This is a genomic window from Novosphingobium sp. PC22D (genome assembly GCF_002556635.1).
Classification (GTDB): domain Bacteria; phylum Pseudomonadota; class Alphaproteobacteria; order Sphingomonadales; family Sphingomonadaceae; genus Novosphingobium.
Window position 1 is genome coordinate 1 of record NZ_MWMO01000022.1, and the last position, 14,684, is coordinate 14,684.

17 protein-coding genes are annotated in these 14,684 nt (G+C 63.1%); 9 read left to right on the forward strand and 8 right to left on the reverse strand.

Annotated elements, in window-relative coordinates:
* Nucleotides 1-76: 76 nt before the first annotated feature.
* The 3 genes from B2G71_RS21350 to B2G71_RS21360 are packed head-to-tail and all read right to left on the reverse strand — an operon-like array spanning nt 77 to nt 3,627.
* Nucleotides 77-1,378, reverse strand: coding sequence for a dihydrolipoamide acetyltransferase family protein (locus tag B2G71_RS21350; protein WP_098108693.1), 1,302 nt, complete (start codon nt 1,376-1,378; stop codon nt 77-79).
* Nucleotides 1,378-2,394, reverse strand: coding sequence for an alpha-ketoacid dehydrogenase subunit beta (locus tag B2G71_RS21355; protein WP_098108694.1), 1,017 nt, complete (start codon nt 2,392-2,394; stop codon nt 1,378-1,380). The genes B2G71_RS21350 and B2G71_RS21355 overlap by 1 nt, the downstream gene beginning before the upstream one ends.
* 3 nt (nt 2,395-2,397) lie before the next feature.
* Nucleotides 2,398-3,627, reverse strand: a complete 1,230-nt coding sequence (locus B2G71_RS21360) for a thiamine pyrophosphate-dependent enzyme (protein ID WP_098108695.1) — start codon at nt 3,625-3,627, stop codon at nt 2,398-2,400.
* Between the two features lie 159 nt (nt 3,628-3,786).
* On the opposite strand from B2G71_RS21360, the gene B2G71_RS21365 reads away from it, so the two are divergent.
* The 6 genes from B2G71_RS21365 to B2G71_RS21390 all read left to right on the forward strand — a co-directional run bounded on the left by B2G71_RS21365 (nt 3,787) and on the right by B2G71_RS21390 (nt 7,313).
* Complete coding sequence (locus B2G71_RS21365; RefSeq protein ID WP_098108696.1) at nt 3,787-4,239, forward strand: Lrp/AsnC family transcriptional regulator; 453 nt, start codon at nt 3,787-3,789, stop codon at nt 4,237-4,239.
* A gap of 328 nt (nt 4,240-4,567) precedes the next feature.
* A complete protein-coding gene (locus B2G71_RS21370; RefSeq protein ID WP_098108697.1) occupies nt 4,568-4,861 on the forward strand; it encodes a plasmid stabilization protein in 294 nt (97 codons plus the stop codon).
* Between the two features lie 5 nt (nt 4,862-4,866).
* Complete coding sequence (locus B2G71_RS24240) at nt 4,867-5,040, forward strand: hypothetical protein (protein WP_168176441.1); 174 nt, start codon at nt 4,867-4,869, stop codon at nt 5,038-5,040.
* The gene (locus B2G71_RS21380) at nt 5,037-5,798 is read left to right on the forward strand and encodes an isochorismatase family cysteine hydrolase (RefSeq protein WP_240530274.1); all 762 of its coding nucleotides are present in this window, start codon (nt 5,037-5,039) and stop codon (nt 5,796-5,798) included. Before B2G71_RS24240 ends, B2G71_RS21380 begins: the two co-directional genes overlap by 4 nt.
* 361 nt (nt 5,799-6,159) lie before the next feature.
* Nucleotides 6,160-6,582: a response regulator gene (locus B2G71_RS21385; protein WP_098108699.1), complete on the forward strand. Its 423-nt coding sequence runs from the start codon at nt 6,160-6,162 to the stop codon at nt 6,580-6,582.
* 113 nt (nt 6,583-6,695) lie between these two features.
* Nucleotides 6,696-7,313, forward strand: coding sequence for an ATP-binding protein (locus tag B2G71_RS21390; protein WP_168176442.1), 618 nt, complete (start codon nt 6,696-6,698; stop codon nt 7,311-7,313).
* Between the two features lie 386 nt (nt 7,314-7,699).
* On the opposite strand, the gene B2G71_RS21395 is transcribed toward B2G71_RS21390, so the two are convergent.
* On the reverse strand, nt 7,700-7,891 hold the full coding sequence (locus B2G71_RS21395) for a response regulator (protein ID WP_098108701.1): 192 nt from the start codon (nt 7,889-7,891) through the stop codon (nt 7,700-7,702).
* A 115-nt stretch (nt 7,892-8,006) separates the two neighbouring features.
* Between B2G71_RS21395 and B2G71_RS21400 the strand changes: the two genes are divergently transcribed.
* Together B2G71_RS21400 and B2G71_RS21405 are read left to right on the forward strand one after the other, a co-directional pair.
* Nucleotides 8,007-8,780: a Crp/Fnr family transcriptional regulator gene (locus tag B2G71_RS21400; protein WP_098108735.1), complete on the forward strand. Its 774-nt coding sequence runs from the start codon at nt 8,007-8,009 to the stop codon at nt 8,778-8,780.
* Entirely contained in the window at nt 8,777-9,376 is a 600-nt protein-coding gene (locus B2G71_RS21405; protein ID WP_098108702.1) for an HWE histidine kinase domain-containing protein, read from the forward strand. Before B2G71_RS21400 ends, B2G71_RS21405 begins: the two co-directional genes overlap by 4 nt.
* On the opposite strand, the gene B2G71_RS21410 is transcribed toward B2G71_RS21405, so the two are convergent.
* Both B2G71_RS21410 and B2G71_RS21415 read right to left on the reverse strand, forming a co-directional pair.
* Nucleotides 9,377-9,748: a response regulator gene (locus tag B2G71_RS21410; protein ID WP_098108703.1), complete on the reverse strand. Its 372-nt coding sequence runs from the start codon at nt 9,746-9,748 to the stop codon at nt 9,377-9,379.
* Entirely contained in the window at nt 9,741-12,491 is a 2,751-nt protein-coding gene (locus tag B2G71_RS21415; RefSeq protein ID WP_098108704.1) for a PAS domain-containing protein, read from the reverse strand. The genes B2G71_RS21410 and B2G71_RS21415 overlap by 8 nt, the downstream gene beginning before the upstream one ends.
* Nucleotides 12,492-12,758: 267 nt before the next feature.
* Here B2G71_RS21415 and B2G71_RS21420 point away from each other — a divergent pair, with 267 nt between their 5' ends.
* Nucleotides 12,759-13,220 carry a hypothetical protein gene (locus B2G71_RS21420; RefSeq protein ID WP_098108705.1) on the forward strand — a complete coding sequence of 154 codons (462 nt, stop codon included), beginning with the start codon at nt 12,759-12,761 and terminating at the stop codon, nt 13,218-13,220.
* Between the two features lie 116 nt (nt 13,221-13,336).
* Here B2G71_RS21420 and B2G71_RS21425 read toward each other — a convergent pair whose 3' ends face one another.
* Both B2G71_RS21425 and B2G71_RS21430 read right to left on the reverse strand, forming a co-directional pair.
* The gene (locus B2G71_RS21425; RefSeq protein ID WP_098108706.1) at nt 13,337-13,654 is read right to left on the reverse strand and encodes a PRC-barrel domain-containing protein; all 318 of its coding nucleotides are present in this window, start codon (nt 13,652-13,654) and stop codon (nt 13,337-13,339) included.
* Between the two features lie 28 nt (nt 13,655-13,682).
* Nucleotides 13,683-14,240, reverse strand: coding sequence for a hypothetical protein (locus B2G71_RS21430; protein ID WP_098108707.1), 558 nt, complete (start codon nt 14,238-14,240; stop codon nt 13,683-13,685).
* Nucleotides 14,241-14,684: the final 444 nt, after the last annotated feature.

Consider the following 14,684-nt stretch of genomic DNA (forward strand, 5'->3'; position numbering starts at 1 on the left):
GCGAAACGCGCCGTCGTCTCGCGGATCATCCGCGCGCTCTCGCCAAGCGCAAAGTCAAAGTCTGGGGTCGCGCGCATTACGAAATACCTCCGGCAAGAATGAGTGCAGGCGCCTCGATCAGCTTCCTGAGGTCCTGCGCGAAACTGGCGGCGTCCCAGCCGTCGACGACGCGGTGGTCGCAGCTCATCGAGATGTTCATCAGCTTGCGCTTTTCGACGCGCTCCATCCCGGTTGCATCGCCAACGAACATCGGACGCTCGACGATGCGGTTCGGGCCGACGATTGCGACCTCGGGACGATTGATGACCGGCGTCGTCGCGACCCCGCCCATGGGGCCGAGCGAGGTCACGGTGATGGTGGAACCGGAAAGATCCGCGGACCTCGCCGAACCGTCGCGCACCGCCGCCGCCAGCCGGGAAATCTCGGCCGCGAGCTGCCACAGATTGCGGTCCTGCGCGTCGCGGATCACCGGCACCATCAGGCCGGCGTCGGTTTGCGCGGCCATGCCCATGTGCACCGATCCGAAGCGGCTCACCACGCCGGCCTCGTCGTCATAGTGCGCGTTCAACATCGGGTAGCTGGGAATCAGCTTGCAGATCGCCGTGATCAGGAACGGCAGCATCGTCAGCTTGGGACGATCGCCCCGGGCCTCATTGAGCTGGCCGCGCAAGGCCTCCAGCGCCGTCACATCGTATTCCTCGACATAGGCAAAATGCGGGATGTTGCGCTTGGATGCCGCCATGTTCTCGGCGATCCGGCGGCGCAGGCCGATGACCCGGACGTGCTCGTCCCGTCGCTTCGTACCGGCGGGCAGAAAGCCGCCCGCGGCGTTGTAGGAGAGAAAGGCATCGAGATCGCCATGACGGACCCGGCCGCCCTCGGCGGTGCGGATCTCGCCAAGGTCGATGCCGAGATCCGCTGCTCGCTTTCGCACCGCCGGGCTCGCCAGGACCCGCCCCCGCGACGGCTCGCCGCGCGGTGATGGCGGCGCAGGCTCCGCCAGGGGTTCCGGCGCCGACGGTTCGTCCGCAGGCTCGGGAACCGCCTTTTCCGAAACCGGCGGCGTTTCACGAACCGGGTCCGGCTCGGCGGTGGGGGTGAATGGCCGGTCGCCCTCTCCCGCCCGGTCGCCTCGGCCCGCGACTTCGAGCACGACCAGCGGCGAGCCGATGGCGACGACCTCGCCGACCTCTCCGGCGACCTCGATCACCTTCCCCGAGACGGGACTTTCCATTTCGACCGTCGCCTTGTCGGTCATCATGTCCGCGATACGGGCGTCTTCCGCGACGATGTCCCCGACGCCGACGTGCCAGGCGACGATCTCCGCTTCGGCAATGCCTTCGCCGATGTCGGGAAGACGGAATACATAGCGGCCCATCAGTCGTTCTCCATGACCCGGCGCAGCGCGGACGCGACGCGTCCGGGGCCAGGGAAATAGTCCCACTCGAAAGCATGCGGATAAGGCGTGTCCCAGCCCGCCACGCGCTCGATCGGAACCTCCAGTCCGTAGAAGCAGCGCTCCTGGATGAGCGAGGACAGCTCCCCGCCAAAGCCGCCGAAGCGCGAGGCCTCGTGAACGATCACGCACCGGCCGGTCTTGTTGGCCGACGCGACGATGGTTTCGATGTCGAGCGGAACAATCGAGCGCAGGTCCACGACTTCGGCGTCGATGCCGGTCTCCTCGACCGCCGCAAGCGCGACATGGACCATCGTGCCGTAGGCCAGAACCGTAACATCGTCTCCCGGGCGGACGATCGCCGCCTTGCCGAGGGGTACGGTGTAGCGCCCTTCCGGCACGCGGGCGCCGGGATGACCGGCCCAGGTCGCGAGCTGCCGATCGTGATGGCCGTCGAAGGGCCCGTTGTAGAGCCGCTTGGGCTCGAGATAGATGACCGGATCGTCGCACTCTATCGCCGCGATCAGCAGACCCTTGGCGTCGTAGGGCGTCGACGGAATAACAGTCTTCAGCCCGGTTATGTGGGCGAAGATCGCCTCGGGACTCTGGCTGTGCGTTTGTCCGCCGAAGATGCCGCCGCCATAGGGCGAGCGCACGGTGATCGGCGCCCAGAACTCGCCGCCCGAGCGGTAGCGCAGCCGCGCGGCCTCGGATACGAGCTGGTCGAAGGCCGGAAGGATATAGTCGGCGAACTGGATTTCCGGAACCGGTCGCAGCCCCTGCGCCCCCATGCCGATGGCCGTGGCGATGATGCCGCTCTCGGCAATCGGCGTATCGAAGCAGCGCTTCTGCCCGTGCCTTGCCTGCAGGCCGTCCGTCGCGCGGAACACGCCGCCGAAGTAACCGACGTCCTGGCCGAAGATCAGGACATCGGGATCAACGGCGAGCATCACGTCGAGCGCGTCGTTGATCGCCTTCACCATGTTGAGTTCGCGCATGGTTCAGGCGCCCGCTTCGACGCGCTGCTCGATCAGCCGCCAGTCGGGCTCGGCGAACACGCCTTCGAACATCTCGGAAAGCGGCGGCTTGGAGCGCCCCAGCGTCCCGATCGCTTCGCCTTCGCGCAGCGCCGCGCGGACTTCCGCTTCGAGTTCGCTCGTCAGGGCCGCGTGGCGATCCTCATCCCATTCATCGAGGGCGATGAGATGCTGCTTGAGCCGCTCGATCGGATCGCCGAGCGGCCAGTGCTCCGCCTCGTCGCCCGGACGATAGCGGGTCGGATCGTCGCTCGTGGAATGGCCCGCGGCGCGATAAGTGAAGAACTCGATGAGCGTGGCGCCCTTGTTGGCGCGCGCGCGTTCGGCAGCCCACCGGGTGGCCGAAGCCACGGCCAGGAAGTCGTTCCCATCGACCCGCAGCCCCGGCAGACCGTAGCCGATCGCGCGGGCCGCGAAAGTCGAATCCCGGGTGCCGGCCAATCCGGCGAAGCTGGAAATCGCCCATTGGTTGTTGGTGATGCACAGGATCGCCGGCGCCCGATAGACCGAGGCGAACGTCAGCGATTCATGGAAATCGCCTTCGGCGGTCGACCCTTCGCCCGTGTAGGCGAGCGCGAGACTGTCCGTCTGGCGATAGGCCGAGGCCATGGCCCAGCCGACGGCATGGCCGTAGCGCGTACCGAGATTTCCCGAGAGCGAATAGAAACCATAGTCGCGGGCGGAAAACAGGATCGGCAACTGGCGGCCGCGCAACGGATCGCGCGCGTTCGAGAAGATCTGGTGGACCATGTCGACAAGCGGATAGCCGCGCGCATGGAGCCAGCTCATGACGCGGTAGGTGGGAAAGCACATGTCCTGCGGTTCGAGCACGAGCGACTGGGCCGCGCCGATCGCCTCTTCCCCGGTCGACTTCATGTAAAAGCTGGTCTTGCCTTGCCGATGAACCCGAAACAGCCGGTCGTCGAAGACCCGCGTGAGCAGCATCGCCCGCAACCCCCGCCGCAGGAATTCCGGGGCGAGATGCGGGTCCCAGGGGCCGACCGCGCGACCTTCACCGTCGAGAACGCGGATCAGCTCGAACGGCAGGTCGCGCATTTCGGCCGCGCTTGCCAGTGCATCGGGCCGGCGGACGAGCCCGGCCTCGGGGACGACCAGATGCGAGAAGCTTGCCGACTGCCCCGGCCTCGCCGGAGGTTCGGGCACATGGAATTCCAGCGGCGGTCGATTTGCCATTTGCCTCTCTCTTTTCGTGCCGCCTTTCTAAAACGGGGGCGGCAGGAAAATCGTGTTCTATCTCGGAGAGGTTCGAGGCTTGGATTAGGATTAATTTCCTTTTATATCCTAAAATGAGGAAAATTTTTCCAAAATCACCCCGCCGCCAGGAACCTTGAGATGGACGACGTAGACCTTCGTATCCTGCGCGAAATTCAGGCCAACCCGGAATTGCCGCTCACCGAACTCGCGCCGGTTGTCGGCCTTTCGCAGACACCCTGCTGGCGCCGGATCAAGAAGCTCGAGCAGCAAGGCGTGATCAAGGGACGCACGGTCATGCTCGATCCGGCCGCTCTAGGACTGACGGTCAACGTATTCGCGCACATCAGGCTGACATCGCACCGCGAGGAAACGCTCGAGGCGCTCGAGCGCGCGGTCGAGGAGCACCCCGAGATCATAGAGTGCTTCTCGATGAGCGGTGAGAGCGACTATATGCTCCGCATCCTGTCGCCGAGCATCGAGGCCTACGAGCATTATTTGAAACGCAAGCTTTCCCACTTGCCGGGCATTGCGTCGATCAACTCCAGCTTCGCGCTGAAGTGCGTCAAGGATACGCGGATGCTGCCGTTCTAGCGCCGAAATTTCAAAGCCGATAAACCTGCTTTCCATTGATTTCCCAGGCTTCGCGCCGATGCGGGAGGTGGATGCGTCGGCCATGGCGCACACGCGTCTCCGCGATCTCCTCGTCCGCTTAACCTGGGTAAAGAGCGGCTTCCTGTCAGCCTGAGGGCGCTACGTCCCATCGCGTTCGAGGGAACTTCCCCTTTGTCGTTTCGCTGAATTCTTGAGCCGTATTCGATTGGTACGAGAAGAGGGCCTCTCGTGAGCAAGACGATCAATCCCGCGGCCGAGCACAGGCATGCGGAACGTGAACTCATCGGCAACGCAAGGAGACGACCGCGTGCCACGTGGTGACAAGAGCAGTTATACCGACAAGCAAAAGCGCAAGGCCGAGCATATCGAGGAAGGCTATGAAAAGCGGGGCGCGAGCCACGCCGAAGCCGAGCGGCGGGCCTGGGCCACGGTCAACAAGGAATCGGGTGGCGGCAACCAATCCGGATCGGGACGAGGCAAGAAGGACAACCATGCCTCCTCGTCGCGCGGCGGCAAGGCCCACAAATCGGGATCGCACGAGCAGCGCTCAGCCGCGGCCCGCAAGGGCTGGGAGACCCGGCGCAAGAACGGAAACGGATGAGTATCATGAAGAGCGATCGCAAGCACCTGGACGAAGGCGGCGCGCGGCAGCGTCGCAAGTCGAGCATCGACGGCCCGAACGACGATCCGGCTCTCCAGAAGGAGAACAGGCAGGCCGTGAAGAACCAGGGCAAGGCCAAGCCCGAAGACTACCCGGACCGGGACGAGACCGCCGTATGAACAAGCGTCCCGGCGGCGGCCGCATCGCCGCCGCGCGAGCTCCGATGCGCGATCAGCCCGGCGATCGTTCTGCCCTGCTGATCATCGACATGATCAACCGCTTCGAGTTCGGCGGCGCGGAACGGATCGTCCCACATGCACGATCCGCTGCCGAGAAGATACTCCGATTGCGTGACCGAGCGGACAAGGCGGCAACGCCAGTCATCTACGTGAATGACAATTTCGGCCAATGGCATTCGCAGCGTTCGGCGCTGGTCGAGTATGTTGGCGACCGTATCCTCGACCCGGCGCTTCGGCCCCGCGACGACGATTACTTCATCATCAAGCCGCAGTTCTCGGGCTTTTATGCCACTAATCTGCAAGTGCTGCTGCCAAAGCTGGGAGTGTCGCGCCTGATCCTGTGCGGCGTGGCGACCGATATCTGCGTCCTTTTCACGGCTGCCGATGCGGCGATGCGCGATTACCGACTGTGTATTCCCGAAGATGCCGTGGCGGCGGAGAGCCAGGATCGTCATGACGTCGCACTCGGGATCATGGGCGCGCACCTCGGTGCGCGCCTCTGCCTCGCAGACGGCTGCGACCTTGGTGGCGCTGGTATCGACACGGACGCAGTGGAAGATGAAGGGTCAAGAGATGAATACACCGGACAAGCGTTTGAAGGACCGCATCATCGGGAGGGCAAAACGGATTCTGGGAGAACTGGGGCCGAGGCCGGACCTGGTCCTCGATGGCGAACGCCAAGAGGAGCGCGGCCTTAAGACAAGGCGGCGAAAACCGCGTCCCAAAAGCTGACAACACTGGCAGCCACGAGAAATAAATCTTCGTGAAGCATTTGTCCCGGCGATGCGGCGAGGCAGGATAACGATGCCTGCTGAAGAGACCGGTCCGCTCGCGGGCAGCGAGTCGTGCTTCCGCAGCGACGAACCGCCGCTTGGTTTCGGATAAGTAAAGGCAAGTCCGAGTCGTAATCGTAACCTGAAGCGCGATGACCCTGCGCCGAAGGATTACGATCATCATGACGCTCGAGACGCTTGTGCACGCAAGGTCCTGCATGCTGCCATTTCTGCGGGGCAAAACTTCAGTGAGCGTATCGGTCCAAATCCCGGGGACCGACTGACAGTGTCGCTGTCTGGTCGCACGGTCCTGATCGTCGAGGACGAATATCTCATAGCCACCGATCTCGCCTACGCCTTGGAAGGCGCGGATGCGATTATCCTCGGTCCGGCGCCAACCGCCGCTGCGGCGCGCGCGCTGATTGAACGGACCAGACCGGATGCCGCGGTCCTCGACATCGCTCTCCACGGAGAGACCGTCTTCGATCTTGCCGATGATCTCCAGTCGCTGGGCATCCCGTTTCTGTTCGCGACGGGGATCGGACCTGCGACCGTTCCGCCCGAGTTCTCCCACGTCTTGCGCTGCGAAAAGCCGGTTCCAACCGAGAAGATCGTGCAGGCGCTGGAGCGCGTTCACGATCAGCGCCTGAGCGACCGGAGCCCCGACCTTCATGAGAATGCGACGAAAAGCCGGCCCGAACTGGAATAGATTCATGTACGCGATCTTGCGATGCGCGAATTCGACGCACCGGACCGGGAATGGCCCTAGTCGTGAGTTTCCAGATGCCTTCCAGCCAACATGATCCGCGAGACGAGTCCGGGATGAGCCGGGATCGCATCCATCGGGACCTCACGCTCGAGATGCGCGCGCTTCGTCATCAATGGGCCAACGACATGCAACTGATCCTGGCCATGATCGAGAGCGCACGCCGCGAATGTTCTTCAGCCGAAGCGGCCGAAGAGGTCCGGTCGATCCTCGACCGTCTGGAGATCATTGCATCGGGGTGGCGGCAGGGGGGTCGGAATGCGGACAGCCTGACACGATCGTTGCAAAACCTCTGCGCGAAAGCCAATGCCTTATCCGACACGGTTCAGGTTGCGATGACCACGGTCGGCAGGGAGCCGGTTCTGGAATCCAACCGCGTCATCCCCCTCACACTGGCGGTCAATGAACTCGTGACCAACGCTGTGAAACACGGCCGCAGGGGCGGGGCGGCTCCTGTTCTCGTCCTGATAACCCTCGAAAGCCGCGATGATGGCTCCGCTCTTCGCATTGCCGTCGAGGACGATGGAAGCGAATTTGGAGGCCCGTCATCGGCCATGACGCGCGGCTCTGGCCTCCTTCTCGTTCGGCGCCTTGTCGAAGCGCAGGGGGGCCACTTCCACACACCTGGCGATGGCTCCAAACGCTTCGAGATCCACGTACCGGTCGAGACCTGAAACCGGGCGCCGCAAGCCGTCCCTGGCCCAGGCATCGGGCGAAGCCTTTCGGGCTGGGAGCCTTTTTCACCGGCCAGAAAATGCGCCGGCACAGGCGTGTGCGCCGATGTCTTCGCGAGCTTGCTTGCGGCCTGCTTCTTCCGGCGCCGAGCCCACGCGCAGCGTCAATCCGGGCGCGTGGTGGGCCGGCTTCGCCGCTGGGCAGAGAGCCTTCCCTCGATACCGCCGCGGCAAACGGCGAGTTCGCGAATGACTGCACTGCTGATGGGCTTCTGGATGATCGGATAATCGACTAGGCTCGCCGGCACTTCCGCATGATCGTAGCCCGTCACGATCAGGACCGGAATTCCGCGCTCGGTGCACCATATCGCGAGGTCCTCGCTGCTTTAACCGTCCAGGTTCAGATCGAGCAGGACAAGGTCGACAAACGAGTCCGAAACGATCCGGCGCGCCATTTCGGCATTGGGGACCGGACCCAGAACGGTCGCGCCCGCATCGCGCAGGGCACGAGCGAGATCGTCAGCGATGAAGTATTCGTCCTCGACGACGAGGACGATCGAGGCGTGCGTATCCGGCATGATTTCAGGTTACCCGTGCGGCGAGCAGGCCCGTTGGCGCATCCGGCATCGCCGGAAAATAACATGAGTAAGTCCGCACCTTGCGCCAAGCCGGTATCCGGCCATGATGAAATGGATGAAACAGCTCGCGGAAGACGTTCTCGGCAAGCGGCTGGCACGGCTCAGCGAGCTGACCGAAAGTGACATGCTGGCGCTGCGCGCATCCTCGCTCGGATCGATTCGCAGCATGGACGCCCGCAGCGATCTCATTCGCGAAGGCGATCCCACTCGAGCGGTCTTCCTGATCGTCAGCGGCTGGGCGGCGCGCTACAAGATGCTGGAGGACGGTCGCCGGCAGACTGTCGCTCTTCTCTTGCCCGGCGACCTTTGCGACTTGAACAATAACTTCCTTTCGGAAATGGATCACTCGATCGGGACGTTGACCCCGGTTCGTTATGTCGAGATCAGCCACCGGGTCGTCGAAAGGCTGTCGCAGGAGTACCCGCGGATTGCGACAGCGCTCTGGATACAGCTTCTCGCCACCGTCTCGATACAGCGGGAATGGGTGGTCAACATCGGGCAGAGAACCGCGCTGGAAAGGATCGGCCATCTGTTTTGCGAACTGTGCGTGAGGTTGCAACTTGTCGGCCTCGCGAACACTAGCGGGTTCGACATGCCGATCACGCAGCAGGATATCGCCGACGCCGCCGGACTAACCTCGGTTCACATCAATCGGACCCTGAAGGAAATGCGCGCGCAGCACCTGATCGTTCTCGAGAACCGGTCCGTGAAGATTCCGGACTTCGACGCCCTTGCGCAAGCCTCGCTGTTCACGCCCGCTTACCTGCACCTCAGGCCGGCGAGCCAATCCAGCCCCGCGCCGCCGGGACTGGGACTGACAGCGCCATGAACGGTGACCCTTCTGAATCCGAGCTTCTTCGGCAGGCCCTCGCCGACAGCGAGGATCTTCATCGGGAGTTGATCCGGCATCTGCGTAACGTGCTCGCAGTCATCCGCGCGCTGATCCGGCAACCGGTGTCGGAAAATGGGCATGATCCTCACGAGTACCGTGCGCGCCTCGAGGGACGGGTAGATGCACTCACCAGAGTGCAATCCACGCTATTGCGCGATCGGCGCATGGGTACCGACCTGGAAGGACTCGTGCGAGACCAGCTCGCGATGTTCGGGACGCAGGCCGAGCACGAGGTCGTCATCAAGGGTCGTGCCATCAGGCTCAGCCCCCGGGCCACGGGCCTGATGGCGCTTCTCATCCACGAGCTGGCAATCGGCACGCTCGAGGACGGGAGCCATCCGATCTCGGTAAGCTGGAAAGCCGGCAAGGCGAATGGCCTGAAGCTTGTCTGGACGGACCGGGGAGCGGGAGAACGCGACCTCCAGTGGATCGAACGCGCATTTGACTACGAACTTTCCGGATCGCTCACAACGAAGCTCGATGGCGGCGCGAGGCGGTTTCTCGCCTGCCTGCCGGCGGCTCATCTGATCTGATTACTGTTCAATTTCCCGGCCCAGCACCTCGACCACACGGCGCAAATTCAACGGCTTCTCGCAACGCACGACGGATGCATACCGATCCGGAACGACGGCAGCGTCGTAGCCGGTCGCAAACAGAAACGGGACGGTTTCCTCGAGAAGCCGGTCCGCCACCGCGCACACCATTTCGTCGCCGAGATTGATGTCGAGGATGGCCCCGTCGAGCTGTACGGCGCCTTCGATGATCTCGATTGCCGCCCCGGCCGAAGAAACCGGTCCCAGGACGATGGCTCCTGCCTGTTCGAGTTCCACCTTGAGCTCGTCTGCGAGCATGTATTCGTCTTCAACAACCAGGATGCGGCACCCGCGCAAGGTCCGATCAGACATGGTCTGGATTCTCCCGCCTGCTTTCCGAGACGGGGATAGAAATCCTGCAATGCAACCCGTCCGCTTCGAACTTGTAACTCGTCTTCGCGCTGAATTGATAGGGAAGAGCCTTCTCTATCAGTTCCCTTCCCTGACCAGACCGACGGGAGTGGGCCATTTCGCAAGGCACCTCCACGCCCGTCTCTCGCCAGTCGATATCCAGCATGGGCCGACCACCGTCCCGTTCCTGCGCGAGAGACCAACTGATGGTCAATTTGCCGCGACGCCCACGCAGAGCGCCGTATTTCATCGCGTTGGTGGCAAGTTCATGCAAGGCCAGGGCAAGGATCTGCACCGTGGACGAGCGCATGCGAATGCCCGTTGGCCCCTTCACCACCACCCGTTCGGCGCTCCCGTCCATGGCAGCAAGTTCGGTATGCAAAAGCTCGTCGAACGTGATCCGGTCGTTCTCGTCCAGCCGCGAAAGCAGGCCCTGGACGCGAGACAAGGCATCAAGCCGGTTACGGAACCGTCCCGTGAAGTCTTCGAGGTCCAAGCTTGCCCGAGCGGTCTTGTCCGACATGGACCGCACCACGCCCAGGAGATTGCGCGTCCGGTGCTGCAATTCGGCGACCAACACCCGTTGCCGGTCCTGCAATTCGCGGACATCGTTGATATCCGTAGACGTACCGAGCCACTCAATGATCGTCCCCGCTTCGTCTCGGACTGGAGTCGCCCGGCTCTGGAACCAACGGTAATCTTGGGTGGATGCCTGAAGAATGCGCGCCTCCATCGCCAGGGCGCCGGACTTGCGCGCCTCGTCCCAGAATTGCAGCGCGCCCTGGCGATCATCGGGATGAAGGGCTGCCAGCCAGCCCTTGCCCAAGCTCTCCTCTACGGTCAGTCCGGTGAACTCGGTCCACTGCGGACTAGACCAGGTCCATTCACCCCGGTCGACAGCGCGCCAGACTAATTGCGGTATGCCCTCCAGAAGCGTCGTCAGCCGGTTCTCGATCGCCCGCAACTCGGTGAAATCATGCCCGATCCCGCCAATGAGAGCCACTTCGCCGCTGGCGTCCTCGATGGGAAAGTCGGTGTTTCTCAGCCAGCGAACCGTGCCATCTGATGGGCGACGGATACGATAGTCGAAGGTCACATGCTCGCCGCCGCGGACTCGCCGCATGGCATCTTCGGCAATCTTGCGGTCCTCGGGGACCACCAGCTCGATCCAACTGCGGAAATTGTCCCCGCCAAGGGCGTCCTCGCGGCTCAACCCATAGATCGCCTCGAAGGCAGGCGTGAGGTATTCCCACTGCAACGTCCGTGCATCGCGTATCCACAGCACGTCCTGCGACGCTTCGCCGAACTGGCGCAGCCGTTCCTCGCTGCGCCGAAGCTCTTCCCCCGCGCGCCGCTGCTCGATCAGGTCCGCGGCCTGCCGGGCCAGCAAGTCGAGAAAGCGTAGCTGGTTTTCGCTCGGCCGATGATCCGGTTCGCGCCAGTGCGTGTTCAGCATCCCGATTAGATCACCAGATCGCGAAACGAGCGGCGTCGCCTGTGCCGAGCGATATCCTGCTTCCACATGCATTCGGCAGTCAATGTCGTCATCGCCTTCGCGGAAGTCGGCGAAAACGCGGGTGCCGAGCTTGAGCGCCCTTCCGCACGCCGTGTTGCTGTCGGCGTCAACGCGGTGAAAGTAATCGGTCATGGTGGGACTGAAGCCCGAGGTGGCGAGCAGGACCAGCGCCCGTGTTTCGGGGTCGTAAATCTGAAACGTTCCGGCGTCGGCGTCGGTTATCGAGATCGCCGTGCGCAGGATATCTTCATGGATTTCCGCCGTGCGGTCCTCGGTCACCAGCCGTTCGGCCAGGTCCCGCAGCAAGGCGGAGCGCTCGACCTCGATTTCCAGTCGCCGCTCGCTATGCTGCAACGACTGCTCGGAGATTTTGCGGGAGGTGATATCTTTTGCGGCGCCGAGCCATTCCTGGATGGTGCCATCCTCCGCGAGGATCGGCACGGCTCGCGAGAGCGTCCAGCCGATAGCGCCATTGGCAAGACGAATGCGATGCTCCATCTCGAACATCCGAACCTCATCGATCGCCCGGCGGATTTCGGGTTCAACAAGGGGCCAGTCTTCCGGCAGGATATACTTGTTCTGCCAGTTCCAGCTTGGTTCGCGCGTGTCTGTCAGGATTCCGCGACCGTCCAGCTCACGCATCTCGCTCCAGTCCGCGTCCATGCGATACACGACGTCCGAACTGGCGTTGACGAAAGCCCTGAACCTTTCTTCGCTCGCCTTGAGACTCGCGGCGGCGGCGTCGCTGCGCGCCGCCAGCATGTGCTTTGTGGTCGTCTCGAAGAGCGAGACGAGTGTCCCGGCGACTCGATCGTCGTCGCGGACCGGACTGAAGGTGACCGTAAACCAGCCGTCGTCCAGGCCGTCGCCGCGCGAAACGGCAATGCGCATGTCTTCGAAACGCAGGGTCTCGCCGGCCAGCACCCGGCGATGGATCACCCCGCCATCGGACCAGAGTTCGGCAGACTGGCCGCCGGCGGTTTGCCCGAAGCCCGTAACGCGATCCTCGGCCAGCAGGTGACGGTAGCTGTCATTGAAGATCTGTACGCGGTCCTTCCCCCATACCAGCATTGTCGGAAGGTCGTGCGCGAGTACGAGATCGACGATGCTACGTAAGCCCGCCGACCATTGATCGCGATCGCCAAGTGCGGTCGATACCCATTCGCGGGCCGTATAGGTTTCCAGCATAACAATGTCCGAACTTACTTGAGTCGCTCATACCATGTTCAACGCGTAATGCCCCGAAAAGTCGTTTCGATCGCCCTTCCCCGCTCGCACACGACCCGCCACCGTTCACGCTGCCGGGCACTGTCACGAGGGGCGCGTGCGATCTTCTCGATGCCTTATCTTGACAAGCCTTCCCGGACGCATGAAGCGCCCCGGTCCGGGGACAGGCGGTTCGCACCGATAACGCAGATCAGCGCCGCCGGGCCGACTATCCGCCATGATCGCCACATGCTGGTCGATCAATCACAGCTCGGGCGCCACCGTCATCCCAGTGCCACCGCGACACTTCTGGCGCGGCTTAGCGACGCCGAGGCGCAGGCCAGGATCGCCTATCTCGAGGCAGCCGGTTCTTGCGAGGCGCACACGAAGGTCGCCTTCGTGCTGGTCTGCCATGCGGAAAGAAGCACACTACAAGCTGCGCGGCTCGACGCTCTGCTGCACCGGCTCGATCCCCACTTGCGCCACGGGTGGCCCAAGAGAGAGCGAAGGGCTGATGATCGCAGGTTCGGCCGATCCGGCGGCTGGCCACCAGCCACTGCAATCGAACTCGCGATAGCGGAAGTGCGCCGATACCGCGATGCCTGCGATCACGCCGAGGGCGTCTGCAATCAGGAAGCGGCGGCGGTTTTTGAGCGGTGCCTCGCCGAGGAGGAGCAATTCCTCGCAATAGTCCGCGAGATGCAGGTGTGAAGCGGGCACAGACGGATGCCCGACAAGAGCGTGGGACCGGAGGCGCTGACGGAGCGCCTCCGGTCGTTCCACGGCGGATCCCCGCGCCCGGCGCCGCCGGACGCCAGGGACCGCGGTCAGGTCCTTCTCAAGACACCGATACGATTGCGCGGGATCGAGCCGCTACGCGCGGGAGGGGCGAAGAAGTGTGATTCCTCGACGGGATCGATGACGGCCTGTCCGTCACGGATTTCGACCTCGTCCACCGGTACACCGCGCCCGTCATCGAGGACCAGCGCGACGACGTTTTCGCGTTCGGGATCCACCAGCATGCGCCTGATTATGCCGAGATTGCGCCCGTCGCTCGATTTGAGCGGATGACCACGCACATCCTGGTCGCGGTTTACGAGCTCGTAGTCATCAAGCTCTCGAAGGTTGTCGAAACTGCGTTCCATGATTTCTGGCTCCCGCTTGAATTGCGATTTAGGGCCTGGAGAGGATCTCGATGTCGCTTTCGTCGACCACGAGGAAAACGTCCTGCTCGTCCAGGATGGCGCGTGTGTCCTGATCGATAACTTCACCGGGCAATTGCGCGACATCGTCCTTTCCGCGCAGCATGCCGTTGCGGACCTCCAGCCTCTGATCCGGGTTTATATCCTTCGGCACTTCGCGAGGCTGATCGATGATCAACGCGAAGAGCTGGCGGCCGCCGTCCTCGATCCAGAAGCCGCGATCGGTCGGCACGTCAGGCACTGCGCCTTGCAGGGTGATATCCTCCCGTCCGATATATCGCGAGGGATTATCGAGAATGGCCGCTATCGTGGTTCGACCGACATCGCCCGTGGCCGGGCCCGACGTGGCAGACGGCGCCGCCTCCGGATAGGCAGGGTATTCGCCAGACTCGGCGTATTCGGCAGTGCGATCAGGCTCCACCTCTGCGGTCTCCGAGACCCACCACCAGATCAGCAAGATCGCGACGACCAGCAGTACGAGCCATATCCAGAGATGATTCTTCTTTCGTTGCACGGGAACTTCAGTCATCTGCTCACCCCAGGAATCGGTTTATGTTAAATCCGCTGGTCTTCACGCTGGGAACTTGCGAGGTCTCCCGCGACCACACAGGTTAGGAATTGGTTCGCTCCACCCCGCTGCCGCCGCCAAGCACCGCACTATGCCCCGGCGGTATCCGAACTCCGATGGGGAGGGACCGGCAGCGGTGAAGAATGCGGGTCGCGTCGGCAACGGCTTGGCGCCGGCTCAGAGGTCGGGTCGGCAGGGCCCCGCGTTCGGGGTCGAATTGCAGCCCTGTTCGACCACACCGACAGGCGGCATTGAACCGCGCGCATCAGTCCTCGGCAGGCGAGGAAAGTAATCCGGCCCAATAGTGTCCCATCGTAGCCACCCAAAGCACGCTTTCGAACTCGCGAGCCAATCGCGTTGATCATCCCTGCGAGAAGCCTCCACTTCGCAAGCGTCTATAATGCA